The organism is Pseudomonas sp. 1, from assembly GCF_056626735.1.
This window is the reverse complement of sequence record NZ_JBWXMQ010000006.1, coordinates 209,564-228,274: the sequence shown is the minus strand read 5'-3', so window position 1 is coordinate 228,274 and position 18,711 is coordinate 209,564. Positions and strand designations below refer to the sequence as shown.

General features: G+C 60.8%; 16 protein-coding genes and 1 pseudogene. 8 read left to right on the top strand and 9 right to left on the bottom strand.

What is annotated here, in order from left to right:
• Positions 1 to 23: 23 nt before the first annotated feature.
• The 7 genes from AC1MDC_RS11565 to AC1MDC_RS11535 all read right to left on the bottom strand — a co-directional run bounded on the left by AC1MDC_RS11565 (position 24) and on the right by AC1MDC_RS11535 (position 7,575).
• The gene (locus AC1MDC_RS11565) at positions 24 to 1,277 is read right to left on the bottom strand and encodes a hypothetical protein (protein ID WP_480393029.1); all 1,254 of its coding nucleotides are present in this window, start codon (positions 1,275 to 1,277) and stop codon (positions 24 to 26) included.
• A gap of 44 nt (positions 1,278 to 1,321) precedes the next feature.
• A complete protein-coding gene (locus tag AC1MDC_RS11560; RefSeq protein ID WP_480393028.1) occupies positions 1,322 to 1,825 on the bottom strand; it encodes a CS1 type fimbrial major subunit in 504 nt (167 codons plus the stop codon).
• A 118-nt stretch (positions 1,826 to 1,943) separates the two neighbouring features.
• A complete protein-coding gene (locus tag AC1MDC_RS11555; protein ID WP_227233437.1) occupies positions 1,944 to 2,444 on the bottom strand; it encodes a fimbrial assembly protein in 501 nt (166 codons plus the stop codon).
• Positions 2,445 to 2,459: 15 nt separating this feature from the next.
• Positions 2,460 to 3,203: a pilus assembly protein gene (locus AC1MDC_RS11550; protein ID WP_085701739.1), complete on the bottom strand. Its 744-nt coding sequence runs from the start codon at positions 3,201 to 3,203 to the stop codon at positions 2,460 to 2,462.
• Positions 3,204 to 3,246: 43 nt separating this feature from the next.
• The gene (locus AC1MDC_RS11545) at positions 3,247 to 4,455 is read right to left on the bottom strand and encodes a hypothetical protein (RefSeq protein ID WP_480393027.1); all 1,209 of its coding nucleotides are present in this window, start codon (positions 4,453 to 4,455) and stop codon (positions 3,247 to 3,249) included.
• A 4-nt stretch (positions 4,456 to 4,459) separates the two neighbouring features.
• Positions 4,460 to 6,982: a TcfC E-set like domain-containing protein gene (locus AC1MDC_RS11540; protein WP_480393026.1), complete on the bottom strand. Its 2,523-nt coding sequence runs from the start codon at positions 6,980 to 6,982 to the stop codon at positions 4,460 to 4,462.
• A 101-nt stretch (positions 6,983 to 7,083) separates the two neighbouring features.
• On the bottom strand, positions 7,084 to 7,575 hold the full coding sequence (locus tag AC1MDC_RS11535; RefSeq protein WP_227233442.1) for a CS1 type fimbrial major subunit: 492 nt from the start codon (positions 7,573 to 7,575) through the stop codon (positions 7,084 to 7,086).
• Between the two features lie 503 nt (positions 7,576 to 8,078).
• Between AC1MDC_RS11535 and AC1MDC_RS11530 the strand changes: the two genes are divergently transcribed.
• Positions 8,079 to 8,654 carry a PadR family transcriptional regulator gene (locus AC1MDC_RS11530; RefSeq protein ID WP_011335784.1) on the top strand — a complete coding sequence of 192 codons (576 nt, stop codon included), beginning with the start codon at positions 8,079 to 8,081 and terminating at the stop codon, positions 8,652 to 8,654.
• Positions 8,651 to 9,436 carry a siderophore-interacting protein gene (locus tag AC1MDC_RS11525; RefSeq protein ID WP_085699773.1) on the top strand — a complete coding sequence of 262 codons (786 nt, stop codon included), beginning with the start codon at positions 8,651 to 8,653 and terminating at the stop codon, positions 9,434 to 9,436. Before AC1MDC_RS11530 ends, AC1MDC_RS11525 begins: the two co-directional genes overlap by 4 nt.
• Positions 9,437 to 9,454: 18 nt before the next feature.
• On the opposite strand, the gene AC1MDC_RS11520 is transcribed toward AC1MDC_RS11525, so the two are convergent.
• Both AC1MDC_RS11520 and AC1MDC_RS11515 read right to left on the bottom strand, forming a co-directional pair.
• Positions 9,455 to 10,093, bottom strand: coding sequence for a Pr6Pr family membrane protein (locus tag AC1MDC_RS11520; protein ID WP_480393025.1), 639 nt, complete (start codon positions 10,091 to 10,093; stop codon positions 9,455 to 9,457).
• A 1-nt stretch (position 10,094) separates the two neighbouring features.
• Positions 10,095 to 10,325 carry a VF530 family protein gene (locus AC1MDC_RS11515; RefSeq protein WP_007956650.1) on the bottom strand — a complete coding sequence of 77 codons (231 nt, stop codon included), beginning with the start codon at positions 10,323 to 10,325 and terminating at the stop codon, positions 10,095 to 10,097.
• A gap of 300 nt (positions 10,326 to 10,625) precedes the next feature.
• Here AC1MDC_RS11515 and AC1MDC_RS11510 point away from each other — a divergent pair, with 300 nt between their 5' ends.
• From AC1MDC_RS11510 to AC1MDC_RS11485, 6 genes and pseudogenes are all read left to right on the top strand, one after another.
• Positions 10,626 to 11,987, top strand: a complete 1,362-nt coding sequence (locus AC1MDC_RS11510; RefSeq protein ID WP_480393024.1) for a carbohydrate porin — start codon at positions 10,626 to 10,628, stop codon at positions 11,985 to 11,987.
• A 123-nt stretch (positions 11,988 to 12,110) separates the two neighbouring features.
• A complete protein-coding gene (locus AC1MDC_RS11505; RefSeq protein WP_480393023.1) occupies positions 12,111 to 14,522 on the top strand; it encodes a glucose/quinate/shikimate family membrane-bound PQQ-dependent dehydrogenase in 2,412 nt (803 codons plus the stop codon).
• 166 nt (positions 14,523 to 14,688) lie between these two features.
• A complete protein-coding gene (locus AC1MDC_RS11500; protein ID WP_480393022.1) occupies positions 14,689 to 15,918 on the top strand; it encodes a hydroxymethylglutaryl-CoA reductase in 1,230 nt (409 codons plus the stop codon).
• 2 nt (positions 15,919 to 15,920) lie between these two features.
• Positions 15,921 to 16,982, top strand: a complete 1,062-nt coding sequence (locus AC1MDC_RS11495) for a mevalonate kinase family protein (protein ID WP_480393021.1) — start codon at positions 15,921 to 15,923, stop codon at positions 16,980 to 16,982.
• Complete coding sequence (gene mvaD, locus AC1MDC_RS11490; RefSeq protein WP_480393020.1) at positions 16,979 to 17,980, top strand: diphosphomevalonate decarboxylase; 1,002 nt, start codon at positions 16,979 to 16,981, stop codon at positions 17,978 to 17,980. The genes AC1MDC_RS11495 and mvaD overlap by 4 nt, the downstream gene beginning before the upstream one ends.
• 325 nt (positions 17,981 to 18,305) lie before the next feature.
• Positions 18,306 to 18,675: pseudogene (locus AC1MDC_RS11485) on the top strand (DUF6124 family protein).
• Positions 18,676 to 18,711: the final 36 nt, after the last annotated feature.

Below are 18,711 nucleotides of genomic sequence, written 5' to 3'. Positions count from 1 at the left end.
TCAGGTTGCCTTAAGGGGTGGGCTCAGACTTCCGAATCCCAGATCACTGTGACATTGCCGGCGTAACGCCGGGCCTGGCCGGGCTGCAGCATCTGCTCGACATAGTCCTTGGGTATTTCGAAATGCAGCGTGCCCGGCGCCCGGTCCAGAAACCGGCCCGGCTGAAATCCCGGGACACTCGGACTTGCCGACAACGGCCGATGCCGCACCGGCTGGCCCGCACTGTCAGTGATGCTGTCGGGCAGGCTGACGCTGACGAACACCTGCGCCTGTGTGCTGCCTCCCGCCGAGTCCTGCAACCCGCAAGACTGCGCGCCGCCGTGCTGGCACTCAAGGAACATCTTGAAGCGCGAGGAGGACGAAATGTTGAACGTCTGGTCGCGAAACAACCGTGCCGGTTTTCGCCCCTGTTGCAACCAGGCCTGCCAGCCCCCCTCGGGCACCAGCACGACCTTGTTGCCGCCGGGAGGAATATCGACTTTCAGAACGTGCTGGACATCCAGCACGAACCGGAAAGTCACGGCCGACGCATCCGGCAGCAGATTGTCACCGGTGTTGATGTCCATGCCTGGCCCGACACCGTAGGCCAACTGACCGGTGTACAGGCCGGCAGACATCTTCAACGGATCCGGCATGTGCAATTCGTAGCCCACGTCCAGATAGCCATAGGACATCCAGGGAATCATGAACGCGGCCCGTTTGGCGCAGATACCTTCGGCCGGCGTCTTCCAGAAGAACTGGAAAAAATCCGGGCCGTGAGACGGCATCGCCCCGGGCCGGCAAGGCAGCGGCGCGACACCCCAACTGGTGCCCCACAGCTTGTAGTGCGCCTGCTGATCATCGGTCTCGCCCGTCAGGTTGGCCGCCGTGTCGCTGAGCACATACTGCGAACCGAACCCGCCGATGCGCATGTCCACTGTCGCGGTCTCGCCGGTAAAGACATTGGTGACCATCAGGCTGCGCCACTGCGCCGGCATGTTGAACATCGCGCCGTTGCGCTCGGACGAGCCCGGCTCCAGCGCCTGCACTGAAGCGAATCGCAACGGCAGCCGGACGCCCGATAACGGTTTGCAATCGTTGGGATAGGTGGCGCAGTAACCGCTCTGCGGCGTCTGGTTGATGAAGCTGTTGGTCTGCGGATTGGCGGGATCCGGTACATAGACCGCCCTGATTTCCTGGGTCACCGCGTGCGTTGATGAGCAGATCAACCAGCCGTAGAGACCCGCCTGCCACTTTGCCTTGCCAAATCTGTTGAATGTTCGCAACCCTGAAACCATTACCAGCTCCTTGCTCAGCAAACGGTCTTTTGTTGGTTCAACGATCAACCCGTCGGGGCTGCCACATTGAAGATGATGTTGACGGTGCCGTAGTAATCACCCGGCGTATAACCGTTGGCAGGCCCCCGCGGCTCGATCTCCAGCTGCACCCTCTTGCCCGCGACGGCCTCCTCGCGCGACACGACCTGAACCGGAACCGGGTGATGGCTCAACTCCGTACCGTTGAAGTTGATGCGCAGACTGATGTCATCCCGTGAATCCAGGCCGCTGGAGAGAAAGGGAAAGCTTTCGAGGCGGGCTTCGATGGCACTGCTGTCAGTGCGCACATCGAAGTTCTTGCGCAAGCCGCCAAGGGTCGAAGTGGCGATGTCCCAGGGCAGCGTCTGTTGATGGTGTATCCAGTCCGTTTCGCTCGGTATCACATAAAATTCCAGGGTTGGAATATCCACCGAGACTTCAAAAATGTGCTTTTCCTGTGCTGCGACGGCTTCACCGGCCATCGGCGTCAAAACGCCAACGCACACGGCGATCACCACTTGCTTGATCATGTCGCTTTCCTTTGCATCGATAGAAAATCCGCCTCCCTGGCGGCTGCCCAGCCCGGCAATGATCGCGATCTTTCCTTTATCCGTCCGCAAACGGATACCGATCAGCGACTGCCGCTTGTTACTCTCCCGGGGCCCTCGCGTTGAACACGACCAGCACGTTGCCGAAATAATCTCCCGCCTTGTAACCACCGGCCGGCATGATCGGATCGATCTCCAGCGGCACTCGCTTGCCTATCGCGGCCTCCTCCTTTGACAGCACCTGACGGTACGCCGGAGCGGCACTCAGCTCCACGTTGTTGAAGCGCACCCGCAGATCGATATTCTCGCCGGGCCTGCCCGTCGACAGGTACGGCGCGCTTTCCAGCCGAGCCTCGATGGCGCTGGTGTCATGCCGCACATCGAAGTTCCTGCTGAACCCACCGAGGGTCGAATCCGGGTAGTTCCAGGCCAGAATCTGCGGTCGGTGGATCCAGTCCGGTTCCGACGGCAGGATGTAAAACGGTCGGCTGGGGATGGTCAGCGTCACTTCGAAATGCAGCGTTTCCCGAGCCGCCGAGACAGCGGTTGCGGTCAACGTGCTGATTGCCGCCAGTACGGCGGCCACACAATACTTGTTCATGTCATTTCCTGCGGGTCAGCGGCTGACGACCTTGAGATCCTGCTTGCGCTCGCCTTCGACGAGTTTGAAGCGATACTCGCGGCCCTTTTCCTTGTCGAAAGCGAACGTGCGGCCGGCCATCACGTGGTGTTTGACGGTCGCGCCGCAGTCGGTTTCCTTTACCAGTGAACAGCTCTTGAACTCGTCGACCACAACCACCGTGTTGCCGTTGTTGCGCACTTCATACCGACTGCCGGTGTCGTTGAGAACCGTGTCGTAGCGAGTGTCTTTCGGCCGTACGAAAAACACCGTGCCGAAACCGGTCATCACGTTGACGCCCGCCGAAAGGGTCTTCTTGTAGTCTTCGCGCTCTTCGCTGGACACCACAAAATCGTCCTCCTTCTCCGGCACCACCGGCACGAAGCGCACACGGAAATAGCGCTCGCGGTCGCGCTCCCCCATATACAGCAGACGCGTGCCCTGCATGCCCTGGGCCGGAATGATCAGGCGTGCCGGGCTGGCCATCAGGCCGTTGCGCGACGCGCCATCAGCGGCGCTCGCAACCGGAACCTCCTGGGGCTGGCCCTGGCCGTCGTAGACGATCTCCAGCACGTTGACCTTGACGAATGCCGTGCTGTCGCCGCTGTTGAACACCCGTTTCAGGTAGGTGCTTTTGTCGCCGTCCAGGTAGTCGTACACCGTGCCCACATTGATCTGCGGTCCGGCCTGGGCCGTGGTCCAGAACACCGCGCACAGCAACAGCAAAAACAGATGTCTCATCCTTTCAACCTCATGAAAATCACAATGCCCCGTTGGCAGATGCTCATACTTCCGAATCAAAAATGATCGTGGCGTTGCCCCACAGCGTGCCGTTCATGCCGGGCTTCAAAAAATCCAGAAACCTGGGAGAGATGAAGAAGCGCAACATGCCTTGTTTGCGATCGACATAACGGCTGGGCTCGAACGGTCCAAGCCAGGTGTTGTAAGTCAGCGTGCCGGACCAGCCATCGGTATTCCCGGGGCCGACAATGCCGGGTGGCATCGTCAGCCGGACCTGGAACTTGGAGAAGCCCACCTGGTTATTGCCTATGTTGCAGTCGGCCCCTCCCAGAGAACTGCACTGCAACATCACCTTGAAACGCGATGAAGCGGACAGGAAAAACGGCTGATTACGGAAGATGTCGGTCGGCCTGCGGCCGCTGTCGATCCACTGTTGCCAGCCGCCTGCCGGCTCCAGCGCAATTTTGTTTCCGCCAGGAGGCAGCTCGACTTTCAGCGTGTGCTGTACGTCCAACACGAAATCCAGAGTCAGATCGCTATCGTCCGGCACCATCGTCGTGCCCATCTGAAAATCACCATCGGGGCCCATGGTGTAGGACAACGACCCGGTGTAGAGCCCGGATGACATACCCAACGGATTGGGCGTTCTCAATTCATAGGCAAAATCGAGGGTGTCGAATGACATCGACGGAATCGGGTACGCGGCGACCTTGGTACAGGCAGCCTCTACCGGTGATTTCCAGAAAAACCTGTAGTAGATCGGCGAGTAGGCCCCTACGCCGCTGTATTGACAGGGAGCCGGAGCATAGACCCAACTTCTGTCGGTCCAGAGTTGCTGATGTCCCTCCAGGGGGGTCGCCGCGCCTGTCAGATCGGCCGCCGGATGGCTCAGGACATAGTTGGACCCGATGCCGATGATTCGCACTTCAACGGTTTCGGTTTCCTGCGTATCCCGATTGATGACGGTCAACCGCCGCCAATTGGCCGGAACCCTCACTCCCAGACTGTCGCCAGGGGCGAAGGGCCGCGTGGACGTGAACCGCACCGGCGTTTGAATACTGAACATATTGTTGATCGAGCATTGACCCGGGTAAGTCGCGCAATAGCCACTGTTGGGCGTCTTGTTGACAAAAACATTCTTGTTTGGCTGCGAGGGGTCTGGCTGGAACAACGCTTTTATTTCATGAGTGGCTGCCTCGGCCGAAAGGCTCAACGCCGTTAGTAAACCCAGCCAGTACTTTGTCGCTTTCATGGCATCAACCCGCCTTCTGTTCGATGGATGCGAGATCGGCGAGAGTGTCGGGCGTGCAGCGCAGGTCACCGATCATCAACACATTGTTTTCGCTGCGGTGATCCTTCTCGTTGAGACGGAACTGGCACAGCAGGTTGTTATCCCGGCGCACTTCCAGCGTCGGGGAGCCAGCATTCATTTCCATCGAGAAGAACCCGTCGACTTCGGTCACTCCGCGACTGGCGTGGTTGATCACGTGATGGCCCCTGAGCGGACGCCCCTGCGCATCCACCAGACGACCGAGGACAGTGAGGGTTTTCATCACCCGGATCTGCCGGTAATCCACGCCGCCCTTGTTCAGGTGATAGCGGGTCCGGGCCGGAGCGATGGTCGCGGCGGGCACATGGTTGCCCTCGAAGTCGAAGCTCACGGAGCTGTTCTGGTACGCCGTCAGCGGAATGAAATTGCGCCCCGGCTTCAATGAAGCACCGCCGCCACTCAGGTCGTCGGCCCGCAGGACAATCCCGTCAATGTCCGATTCCACATCGACGATCATGCCGGCGCCGCGCATCTCGTATTCGCTGGTCATCAGCATTTTCTGCCCGCCCACCACCAGCGTGCTGTCGAGGTTCAGGCCGCCGGTGAACTTGTTGTTATAGGACGAACGCTGAACGAAACCGTCGCCATTGACCGTGTCGGTGCGGAAGTTGGCCAGGCTCGACAGGCCCATGCCGTAGGTATCGCTCAGCGCGGTGACCGATACGTTCTGCAGCACGTGATCCTTGAAGTCCTTGCGCCAGCCCAGAGAGGCATTGTTGTCGCGACCGCCATCACGGTCGGTGCGTGAACCGATGCTGCCGGTCAACTGCTGGCCCGGCGCGCCGATGGCGAGGTTCAGGCTGAGATCGACACCCCGGCTGCGATCATTGCCGCTGCTGAAACTGCCGGGACGATCGAACAGCGACAGGCGCCAATTGGCATCGTTGCCGAACAGCACGGCACGGCGGTTCCAGCCCAGATCCACGCCGAAGCCTTCGACGTTGCCTTCACTGTGCGAAACCCGGGCGTTGAGGGAGTTGCGCTGATCGACGCGATGATTGATCGCCAGCGAAGAATTGCTGGTCTGGCCGACGAACACGTTGCGTTGGCGCACACGGGTGCCATCGGGCAGGGTTTCGTAAAGATCGGTGGTGTCCAGCCAACTGCGGGTGTGGCTGAAGATCAGGCTGCCGGAGCCATAGTTGTACAGGCTCTGCAGGTCCAGTCCGGTGCCGTAGTCCCGAGTCTGGTAGACGTTGGCATACAGGCTGAGATGGTTGGCCAGCGTCCAGTCGATGGACGTGCCGTACTGCAGTGTTTCCCGGATCTGGCGTGCCGACAGCCCGAGAATCACCCGCGGGTGCGCCAGGTAGTTGATCGAAGCGCCGGCCGTGGGACTGCCGCTGGCCTGTTGATCCCAGTTGCTGAGCAGCTTGCTCTCTTCGCCGGCGAACAGGTTGTAGCGCCAGCGCTCGTCAAGGTTGCGCCAGTTGTTCGGCTTGTAGACCAGCTCCTGGGTGGTGGAGGTGATCTGACCGTCTTCGATCAGCCGCACTTCCACTTCATAGATGCCGCCGGGAAGCGGTCGGGTATCGAGGGTCTGCAATCCGGCCGGCACCGACTGCGTGTTGATCAACAGGCCGTCGCGGTAAATCTCCACCGAGCCCTGACGGTTGGCGGTGACATAAATCGGATAAACGCTGGGCATCGCGTTGTTGATGGCCAGACTGTCGGAGCTGCCGTACATCACACCGACCGCCGTGTCGGGGCTGGTGCCGAATGTACGCGGCTGACGGGTCAGGCCTTCGGAATTGGGGGTGAAATAACCCAGACGAAAGAAGCTGCCTTGCAGCTCGCGTTGGGTGTAAAGCTCGTGCACGGCGTGGTACAGCTTGTCGTCGGGACCGCCCATGCGCGCCAATTGCATGTTGAAGGTCTGGCTCCAGTTACCCAGGCTGCCACTGGCCTCCAGACCATAGCGCCCACCCAGGTCCTGATCCTGGCCACCATTGAGGTTGAGCTGATTGCGCACCATCAGGCCGCTGCTGCCTTCGAGGGGTTGATCGTGAAAACGCTTGGCCTCGAGATCGCGCTCGGCATTGCGGGTGAGGATCGAGACCAGGGAACTTTCGAGGTTGTAATGCACGGCCAGCACATCATTCGGGCACGCACCGGAGCAATCGCCCAATGGCACGCCGGGCTTGAGATAGGCTGCCCACTTTTCCCGTTCAGCCGGGCCGTAGCGGTTTTCGCTGGTATCGGTGAATTCGAGCAAGGTGATGCGGTCATCGCGTGACAGCACGACCAGAGCTTCTCCCAAAGGCTGCTGGTCAAGCTCGACCCGCACGGCCAGGGGCACGTCAAAGAAATGCTCCTCGAAATCCGCTGGCAAACCTTTGGCTTGCGCCAGCAGACTGCGGGGTGTCGAACCCGCGGAAACAGGTGCCGCCGTCGCACCGGCACAAAACAACAGTGCAAGCGCGACCGCGATGGGTGTCATCGGGAACATGAACTCTTACTCTGATTTCGAACAAGTTGAAGTCCGGCGGGACATTGGGGAATGGGTGTCCCGCCGGGAAACGCTACCGAGCGGTCAGCGCAGCTGCCCGATCAGAGCGCAGCGATCGGCGGTACAGCGTCGAAGGTCAGCGCGACAACACCGGTGTAATCACCCGAGGGGAAAGAGCTGCCTGTGGCGCGGATTTTGATCGGTGCGCGATAGTTCACGTCGGACTCGGACTCACCCACGACCATTTGTGGAGTCAGGGTCAGTACTTTGTTGTTGAACGAAACTTCCAGCGGGATGGTTTCGCTTCCATAGATCAATTGCGGAACACTTTCCAGGCTGGCGTGAACCGAACCGTTGTTGTTGCGCACATCGAAGAAACCATTGATCTCACGCATTTTGCCGGTGCTTGGCTGATAGCTCATGTCCTGGTCTTTGTTGACCAGATCCGTATCAGTTGGCACCACGTAGAAACCATTGGTCGGCACATGGGCGATGAGGCTGATGGAGTGGCGCGCTTCACCGGCAGCAAAGGTCACGGAAGAGCTGAGGGCGAGGGCAGCGAGAGAAGCGGTGATTGCGATTTTCTTGAACATCGATCAGTACCTGTTTTCTTTTTAAGGAATCGAAACATTGAAGTTCAGCTCACAACGGCCGATAAGGCCCGAGACACTGAAGTTCAACTCCGCGGCATGATCAACGCTTGTAGATTAAATGTAAGCAGGCAACTTCCTACGCACTTGTAGTTCAACACCCTTACAACTCGAAAGAAAAAACATTCAAAATCACAAATTCAATAAAGTGACTGTAAGCAATTCCCTACCTACAGTTTCAAGTAAAAAGCATTACAGCACTTTCAACACGACCCAGTCGTACTTTCCTCAAGTTTTAGAATATAAGATCAACGATTAATAGAGTCATAGCTTTAACTTCATGGTTATTTCTGCGTGACCGGTCTTTTTGGCAAAAAAATCATTTGAAACCCTGCTCACGCGCTTCGACCGCTCGTCAGCGGCCATTCCCTTTCGAAGAAAAAGGCCTTGCCCGGCCTGAAAGATATATCTTAAGTTGTATCTAAATACGACGAGAGACGACTGAAATGAGAGACCATCATTCCCCCCACCGCGACCACGGCGACAGCCGTGACGGCTTCGAAAAACGCCACGGCCGCGAGCGCGGCGGTCGCGGCCCGCGGGTTTTCGCTCCCGGTGATCTGAAATTGCTGCTACTGGCACTGATCGCCGAACAGCCGTGCCACGGCTACGACCTGATCCGCCAGATCGAAACCATGTTCGACGGCGCCTACAGCCCCAGCCCCGGCGTGATCTACCCGACCCTGACATTCCTTGAAGAGAGCGAAATGATCACCGGCGACGCCGAGGGCGGCAAAAAGCGCTACGCCGTGACCGATGCCGGCCGGCAATCCCTCAGCGAACAAGCGGTGGCGCTGGACGGCGTGCGCATGCGCATCGACGTCAGCAAGCGCTCGCTACGCGGTCACGACCGGCCGCCGGAAATCCATGAAGCGGTACACAACCTGCGTCATGCCTTGCAGATGCACCACGGGCGCTGGAGCCCGGAAGAAATCCTGCGGGTGCGCGACCTGCTCAACGACACCGCCAAAGCCATCGTCGACGGCCCTGCCGTTCAATCTGCCCCGGAGAAAGCCGAATGACTGAAGTCCAGACCCAAGGCATCCACCGTGTGATGCATGAAATCAAACGCCGCCGGCTCGAGGTTCTGCGGGTGGTCGACCTGACCCCGCGCATGCGCCGCATCACCCTCGGCGGGCCGGAACTGGCCGGGTTCATCAGCCTGGGCACCGACGATCACGTCAAACTGTTGTTCCCGCAGAACGCCGAACAGGCCGCCGCGCTGGAAACCCTGGTGCTCGGCGCTGGCAAGAGCGACGTGCCGATGCCACCGATGCGCGACTACACCCCGCGCCGCTACGACCTCGACAAGCTTGAGCTGGACATCGATTTCGTCCTGCACGGCGACGGCCCTGCCTCGACCTGGGCCGAACAGGCCAAACCGGGACAGTTCCTGCACATTGGCGGCCCGCGTGGCTCGATGATCGTGCCGGACATCTTCGACAGCTACCTGCTGATCGGCGACGAAACCGCCCTGCCCGCCATCGCCCGCCGCCTCGAAGGCCTGGCGGCCAATCGCAAGGCGCTGGTGGTGATCGAAGTGGAGAACGGCAAGGAGCAGCAAACCCTGGAAAGCGCGGCGCAGGTCAATGTGATCTGGGTGTTGCGTGAGGGCGGCAAAGACAATCTGCTGGCCACCATCAAACAATTGCAGGTGCCCAAGGGCAATCTGTATGCGTGGGTGGCGACGGAAACAAAAGTCTCGCGGCAGATCCGCCGGGTACTGCTCGATGAGCACGGGCTGGATGAGCAGTTCGTCAAAGCCGTCGGCTACTGGCGTGCCGAAGGCTCGGAAGAAGAGTGAATACGCGCGGCGGCGCTGTTAAAGGCGCCGCCCTTGCCAGCGATCAATCCCGATCACCAGCAACGCCATCAGCACAAAGCCCAGCAGAATCCCCCCGGCATTGACGAACACCTGTGGATAACCCAGCAGCGCCACGTCAATGAACGGATAGGCGTAAGCCCCCAGCAAATGCCCGCGCAACAGCGCATAGGCGAAGTACACCAGCGGATAGATCAGCCACAGCGGCAGGTGCTTCAGACGCAGGGTGCCCTTCGGCACACACAACCACCAATAAGCCAGAAACAGCAGCGGCATCACGTCGTGCAGCAATTCGTCAGCGATAAACTGCCAGCCCTGCGGATGCCACAGATGTCTCAGCAGAATGCTGTAGGCCAGGCCCACCACCGCAATGCTGACGGCAATCCCGCTGCTGACCCGGGGTTGCAGAAACCACTGGCGCGCAGCGGATTCGCGATGGGTCACCGCGCAGGTCAGCACCACCGCCACCAGGGTGTTGGTGATCACGGTGAAGTAGCTGAAGAAACTCACCAGCCCGCCCAGCAGGCTGGCGCCGACACTCAGCCGTGCGAAGAAAATCAGGTACAGCTGAATCCCCAGCCCGGCCCAGCCCAGCACCGCGACCGAAGTGATCAGGCGTCGCCGCCATAGGGCGTTCATCTCAGAGCGGTCGCTTGGTGCGCATCAGCTTCACGTACAGACGCTCAACCTTTTCCCGCGCCCATGGCGTCTTGCGCAAAAAGGTCAGGCTCGACTTGATGGTCGGATCGCTCTTGAAGCAGCGGATGTCGATGCGCTCGGCCAGGCCCGACCATTCGTAGTGGGTTACCAGTGCATTGAGGATCTGTTCGAGGGTCACGCCGTGCAGCGGATCGGGATTGTGGTCGTTCATGCCGGGCCTTTGGGCGAAGTGAAAATGCAGAAGCCGCGCACCTTAGCCGAGGGGCAGAGCCGGTGGAAGGCCTTCCTTCAAATGTAGGTGAACCGCGCAAGATCGCAGGCTCCATCATCCCGGGCAATGTGATCGATTGCCGCACTGTTACCGAATCCGAAAGGGTTCATGTCTGCAAAAGCACTTTGTGTTTTTGTAACAGGACATTATCCTGCCGCCCTTCTGCTGAATCGCTTCACTGCCTGCGTCAAATCGTAGCGGCCAGCTTATCCCCCAAAAAGATCAAGAAAGACCTATTCAATGCCCGATTTTCCGCTCTCCAGAGACAGCGCTATCTCAACCCTGCGCCTGATCGGCGGCTGCACCGCCCTTGGCCTCGCCACCTGCACCCAGGCCGCCTCGGCCTTCGACAGTGAATCACCGTGGATGCTCGGTGACTGGAACGGCACCCGCAGCGAACTCTCGGCAAAAGGCATCGACTTCAAGCTCGACTACACCGGTGAAATGGGCAGCAACCTGCACGGCGGCTACGACCACGACCGCACCGCGCGCTACAGCGACCAATGGGGCCTCGGCACTCATCTGGACCTGCAAAAACTGCTGGGCTGGGATGACGCAGAATTCCAGCTGACCGTGACCAAACGCAGCGGCAACAACATCAGCAACGACCGCATCAACGACCCGCGCGTCGGTGGCTTCACCTCGGCCCAGGAAGTCTGGGGCCGTGGCCAGACCACCCGCCTGACGCAGATGTGGTACCAGCAGAAATTCTTCGATCAGAAACTCGACATCAAGGTCGGCCGCTTCGGCGAAGGCGAAGACTTCAACAGCTTCCCGTGCGACTTCCAGAACCTGGCGTTCTGCGGCTCGCAGGTCGGCAACTGGGTCGGCGGCATCTGGTACAACTGGCCGGTCAGCCAATGGGCACTGCGCGTCAAATATCACCTGACGCCGGAGCTGTACGCACAGGTCGGCGCCTATGAGCAGAACTCGTCGAACCTCGATCGCGGCAACGGCTTCAAACTCAGCGGCAGCGGCACCCAGGGCGCGATCCTGCCGATCGAACTGGTATGGAAACCAAAGCTCAACGGCCTGCCGGGCGAATACCGCGCCGGTTACTACTACAGCAACGCCAAGGCCACCGACGCCTATAAAGACAGCAACGGCCAGCCGGCGGCCCTGAGCGGCGAAGCCTATCGCAGCGCTTCAAGCAAACACGGTGTGTGGCTCGGCGTGCAGCAGCAGATCACCAGCGTCGCCAGCGACAACTCTCGCGGCTTGAGCGTGTTCGCCAACGGCACGATGCACGACAAGAAGACCAACGCCGTCGACAACTACGTCCAGGCCGGCGTGGTCTACAAAGGCCTGTTCGACGCCCGCGCCAGGGACGACATCGGTTTCGCTCTGGCTCGGGTTCACGTCAATCCGGCCTATCGCAAGAACGCCGAAGCGACCAACCAGGCCCGCGCCGTCTACGACTACGACGATCCGTCCTACCTGCCGCCGCAGGACACCGAATACAGCGCCGAACTCTATTACGGCGTGCACGTGACGAACTGGCTGACCGTGCGCCCGAACCTGCAATACATCCGCCATCCGGGCGGCGTGGACAAGGTCGATGACGCGCTGATCGGCGGGATCAAGATCCAGTCGTCGTTCTGATCGACACCGCCCCACACGAAATTTAGCTAGCTACACAAGTTTTACTTGAACCATGCCCACGCCAAATCGTCATCTACAGTGACTACAGCGCGGGACTACATAAACGTCACGGAGAATCACACTATGAGCACTGAAGGTGCTTCGAGTCGAAGCCGTCTTCTGCCGAACCTGCTCGGCATTCTGCTTCTACTGATGGGCCTGGCCATGCTGGCCGGGGGAATCAAGCTGAGCACGCTCGGCGGCTCGCTGTACTACCTGCTGGCCGGCATCGGCATCACGCTGACCGGCATTCTGATGTTGATGCGCCGTCGCGCAGCACTGGGCCTGTACGCCATCGTGCTGTTCGCCAGCACCGTCTGGGCGCTGTGGGAAGTCGGCCTGGACTGGTGGCAACTGGTGCCGCGCCTGGCGCTGTGGTTTGTCCTCGGTTTCGTGATGCTGCTGCCGTGGTTCCGTCGTCCGCTGTTGCTCGCAGGCCCTGCGCCGATGGGCACCGGTGGTTTGACCGTGGCCGTGATTCTGGCCGGCGTCACCGCTCTGGCCAGCCTGTTCACCCACCCGGACGAAACCTTCGGCGAACTGGGTCGCGACACCGCCGGTACCACCAGCACCGCGCCAGCCATGCCCGACGGCGACTGGCAGGCCTATGGCCGCACCGAGTTCGGTGATCGCTACTCGCCTCTGAAGCAGATCACCCCGGCCAACGTCGGCAAGCTGCAAGAAGCCTGGCGCATCCAGACCGGCGACCTGCCGAGCGCTGATGACCCGGTCGAGCTGACCAACGAAAACACCCCGCTGAAAGCCAACGGCATGCTCTACGCCTGCACCGCCCACAGCAAAGTGCTGGCGCTGGATCCGGACACCGGCAAGGAACTGTGGCGCTTCGACCCGCAGATCAAGAGCCCGGTCGGCTTCAAGGGCTTCGCCCACATGACCTGCCGTGGCGTGTCGTACTACGACGAAGCCGCGTACGCCAAGTCGCAAAACGCTGCGTCCGCCGTCATCTCCGAAGCCGGCAAAGCCGTCGCCCAGGCCTGCCCGCGTCGCCTGTACCTGCCGACCGCCGATGCCCGCCTGATCGCACTGAACGCCGACACCGGCAAGATCTGCGAAGGCTTCGGCACCAACGGTGTGGTTGACCTGACCCAAGGCATCGGCCCGTTCACCGCCGGTGGTTACTACTCCACCTCGCCAGCCGCCATCACCCGTGATCTGGTGATCATGGGCGGTCATGTCACCGACAACGAGTCGACCAACGAGCCATCGGGCGTGATCCGCGCCTTCGACGTGCGCGACGGTCACCTGGTGTGGAACTGGGACAGCGACAAGCCGGATGCCACCGAGCCTTTGGCCCCGGGCGAGACCTACAGCCGCAACTCGGCCAACATGTGGTCGCTGGCCAGCGTCGATGAAAAACTCGGCATGGTTTACCTGCCACTGGGCAACCAGACGCCAGACCAGTGGGGCGCCGACCGCACCCCGGGTGCCGAGAAGTTCAGCGCCGGCGTCGTCGCCCTGGACCTGGCCACCGGTAAAGTGCGCTGGAACTATCAGTTCACCCACCACGACCTGTGGGACATGGACGTCGGCAGCCAGCCAACCCTGCTGGACATGAAAACCGCCGACGGCATCAAGCCTGCACTGATCGCCCCGACCAAACAGGGCAGCCTGTACGTCCTCGACCGTCGTGACGGCACGCCGATCATCCCGATCCGCGAGATCCCGGTTCCGCAAGGCGCCGTGAAAGGCGACCACACCGCCCCGACCCAGGCCCGTTCGGACCTGAACCTGCTGGCCCCGGAACTGACCGAAAAAGCCATGTGGGGCGCCAGCCCGTTCGACCAGATGTTGTGCCGCATCCAGTTCAAGGAACTGCGCTACGAAGGCCAATACACGCCTCCGTCGGAACAGGGCAGCCTGATTTATCCGGGTAACGTCGGCGTGTTCAACTGGGGCGGCGTATCGGTCGACCCGGTTCGCCAGATGCTGTTCACCAGCCCGAACTACATGGCCTTCGTCTCGAAAATGGTGCCGCGCGAAAAAGTCGCCGCCGGCAGCAAGCGCGAGAGCGAAACCGCTGGCGTGCAACCGAACACCGGCGCGCCATACGCGGTGATCATGCACCCGTTCATGTCGCCACTCGGCGTACCGTGCCAGGCCCCGGCCTGGGGCTACGTCGCCGGTATCGACCTGACCACCGGCAAAGTCGTCTGGAAACGCAAAAACGGTACCAGCCGCGACAGCTCGCCAATCCCGATCGGCTTCACCCTGGGCGTGCCAAGCATGGGCGGCTCGATCGTCACTGCCGGCGGCGTCGGCTTCCTCAGCGGCACCCTCGATCAGTACCTGCGCGCCTATGACGTGAACACCGGTAAGGAACTGTGGAAATCGCGTCTGCCGGCCGGCGGCCAGGCGACCCCGATGACCTACACCGGCAAGGACGGCAAGCAATACGTTCTGCTCGTTGTCGGCGGTCACGGTTCGCTGGGCACCAAGATGGGTGACTATGTGATTGCGTACAAACTGCCGGAATAAGTTTTAGCGGCGGTAAAAGCAAAGGCGACGCCCTGCCAAGGGTGTCGCCTTTTTTGTGGGCGCCAATCGCCAATCGATATAAAAGACTGTCAACTCTGACAGGCGCGGTTCTGCTCATTTGCTCCGATCATCAACCCTGAGAAGCGGTTGAATCATGGAGTCAGCGATGCCCGCCCCCCACCACTTTGGCAACCACTGGATCGAGTCTCTGGTCAACGGACAGGCCCGGCTCCATCAGTTGCCCGCACACCTTGCGCCCGATGAAGCCAACCTGATACGACGCGAGGCCCTGCAACGAATCAACGGGTCGTCCCTGCAGGCGATCGGCGAATATCAGCACGACGCGCGACCGGTTCATTGCGAGAACCGCATCGGCTCCATACAGATTCCGCTGGGTGTCGCCGGACCGCTGCTTGTCAAAGGCCAGGCCATTACGGCTCAGGAACCGGTCTATGTGCCCATGGCCACCACCGAAGGCGCGCTGATCGCCAGCACCTCGCGCGGTTGCCGCGCCTTGCATGCCGCCGGCGGCGCCGTAGTGCGGGTCGAGGACGTGGGCATTACCCGCGCGCCTGTGTTTCGCACCAGCGGCATTGAACAGGCCCAAACCTTTCTCGCCTGGATTCGCGACCACTACCCGCAGATCAAGCAATGTTGCGAACAGGACAGCCACTATCTGCAATTGCAGGAAATCGTGCCGGCAGTGGTCGGCAGAACGATTTACCTGCGTTTTCGCTTCCACAGCGCCGATGCCATGGGCATGAACATGGCAACCCTTGCCTGCGACCGAGCGATTATCCAGTTGATCAGCCCGGAAACAGGCGTGCCCTGCATCAGCATCTCGGGCAACTATTGCACCGATAAAAAAGCGGCAATGGTCAATTTCCTCAACGGACGCGGCCAGCGCATTCATGCCGAAGCCCACCTGAGCGCCGACATCCTGCGCGATATTCTCAAAACCAACTCCACCGACCTGTGCGAACTGCAATACCGCAAGAACCTGCTCGGTTCCGCCATGGCCGGCGCCATCGGCCACAACGCCCATCACGCCAATATCCTCGCCGCGTTTTTCATCGCCACGGGTCAGGATGTCGCTCAAGTGGCTGAAAGTGCGGTAGGCATTACGTGTATCGAAGCCTGTGAACACGGAGCCATTTACGCCTCGGTCCTGTTGCCGGACACGCCGTTGGGAACAGTCGGCGGCGGTACCGGGTTGTCCACCCAGCGCGAAGCCCTGGCCTTGATGGGGATCGTCCCGGGCAGTAAAAAACCAGGCGTCGACACCCGGCGGCTGGCGGAAATTCTCGGTGCGCTGGTACTCGCGGGGGAACTGTCGATCATGGCCGCCCAAGCCTCGCATCAGCTGGTTTCAGCCCATCAGCGATTGGGGCGCTGAGCATGCCCGTGATCCATGCCAGAGCGCCCGGCAAAATCATCCTGATGGGGGAACATGCCGCGCTGCATGGGTGTCCGGCCATTGCCTGTGCCGTAGGGCTTTACTGCAACGTGTGGATATCCCCGCACGAGAGTCGGCAGATCGACGTGCAACTGCCCGACCTTGCGTTCCAGCACCGCTATGACCCCGAGCAATTGGCCGACTACATCCGCCATGTTCGTCTGGCCTGGGCGCATTATCGGCGCGGCCCGAGTACCTCCAGTTTTGCGCGACTCAACGTCAGCGCCCCCGACCACCTGATCAAATGCGCCATGGGTGAAATCCTGCTGCGACTCGCGCCCGCCAACTGGCAGGGCTTTGTCCTGCGGGTGCAATCACAGATTCCGACCGGCGCCGGCTTCGGCAGCTCCGGCGCACTGGCCGTCACGCTCATGGCTGCACTGTCGCAGCTGTTCCGGCTGACAGAAGCCGATTGTCCGCTCGAACAGTTGGCCCTGGCGCTTGAACGCTATCAGCACGGCGAACCATCGGGCATCGACCACAACACCAGCCTGCTGGGCTCGGTTGTCATAGGCCGGCGTGACGCGCAGGGCCCGTTCAATCTGCTCACGCTACCCGACAGCCCTGTGCTCCTGCCGCCCGGCACGTTGCGAGTGTTCAACACCGGAACCGCCCGCGAGAGCACCGGCCAAGTCATCGCCGCCACCCGATACCGGCTCGAAGGCGCCAACAATCCATTACTGGCCAGCATGCAACGCAATACCGAGCGCTTCTGTTCGCTGCTGCAACAATCGCGACCGATGCCGGAAACGCTTCGTGCGGTGATACGCGATTACCAGGCGGATCTGGAAAAGCTGGGCGTCGTCCCCGCCGCCGTCGCCCGCTTGATTCGCTCGATAGAAAACGCAGGAGGAGCAGCCAAAATCTGCGGCGCGGGAGCCCTGACCGGTCACCAGGCCGGGGCACTGCTGGTGATGGGCGCAGAAGAGGTGCCGCAGCTTTCGCGGTATCAGCGAATCGACGCACCGCTCGCGGTGGCGGGACTCGAGATCATCCGTTCATGAATCGCACCAGCGTCTCGTCCCCGGCCAACATTGCACTGATCAAGTATTGGGGCATGCGCGACGCTCACAACACCTTGCCCAATAACGCCTCGCTTTCGATGACCCTGAGCCGCTGCGTCAGTATCTGCACGCTGGCGCCATTGCCCGGTGGCTCGGCCGATGAATTTCTGTGGAAAAACAGGCAAGGCACACTGGTACCGGCCGACCCCACCCTGCGCGCCGGGATCGAACATCACCTGCACGCCTTGCGCGAACATTTCGATCACTGGCAACCGCTACGCATCGCAACCACCAACAGTTTCCCGACCGGCGCCGGCATCGCCTCGTCGGCAGCGGGTTTCAGCGCACTTGCAGCGGCATTTGCCGTGTATCGCGGACACTCGCTGACGCATCCCACCCTCAGCGATCTGGCGCGCCTGTCCGGCTCCGGCTCGGCGGCGCGCTCGGTCTGCGGTGGTTTTGTGCAGTGGCCCGGCAATGCGCAGCTGCTTTCGGGGCCGGCCCTGCAAATCGCTCCCGCACGCCACTGGCCACTGCATGATCTGATCGCCGTGGTCGATGCCCGACACAAAACCGTCAGCTCCCGCCAGGGTCATCTGCTCGCCACCAGCAGCGAGTTTTATCCGACCCGTTTGAAGCTGCTGCCGGAGCGTCTGGAACAAGTGCACCGCGCCATTCTCGAACGCGACTTCACCCGACTGGCCGATGCCGTGGAGCGCGAAGCCATCGAACTGCACCTGATCACCATGACTTCGCAGCCACCGGTTTTCTATTGGCATCCGGCGACACTGGCCGTGCTGGAACAGGTCCGCCAACTGCGTCGCGAAGGCCTGGACGTCTGCGCCACCCTCGACGCCGGCCCCAACGTACATGTGCTGTGCACGCCACAACATTCCCCCCGCGTGTTTGCTGCACTGCGCAAACTGCCTGACATCCAGCGCTGGATACTCGATAGAGCGGGCGACGGGCCCCGGCGGCTGGAGCAGCATCTGTTCTGATGCTTGCGTCCTACAGATGAGGTGTTTTTTGGGGACGATTCCGACAAGTCGCGTCGGTTGTCCCTAGGAAACGGGGTGGATAGGCTTCGGGGGTCGCTGAAACATTCTGCGATGGGGCGTCGCGGCCCGATAACTGATGCATAATCGCCAACCTCACGGCACCCCGGTGCCTGTTGTTTGTGTCATGGCGGCTGTGCGCGGGATACCTTCTCTGGAGGTATGCCGATTCCTCAGTTATCGGTCCGCGAACCCGCGTACAGCTGCCACCTCAGATTGCGTCGCGGCAATCGAAGGCAGCTCCAAATTCACCAACTGAGTATTCACCATGAAAAAACCAACACCCAATCCCCCCGAATCAAACGACGCATCGCCCTAACGAATCGCCAGATTCCAAAAAACTCCACGAAGCCGCCGAGCGCGCCCTCGACCATTACCTGAAACCCAACGCCACCACCCTGCGCTTCCATAAACCCAGCACCATGTTCCAGGTCGCCCCCGATCAGGACAGCGAAAGCCTGCTGGTGCACGCCTGCGAATCACTGGCACAGGCCAGCCTCATGACCAGCGACATCGCCGCACACATCGACCTCCCGCAGCGGCGGACGATTCTGGCCATTCAGCAAATCATCATGCTGGCTGAACTGGCGGTGAATCGGGTGCTGGATAATGTTGAGGTCGATCGGTATCCAACCTGATTATTGAAAATACCGCTGCGCGAAGAAGGGCTTGTG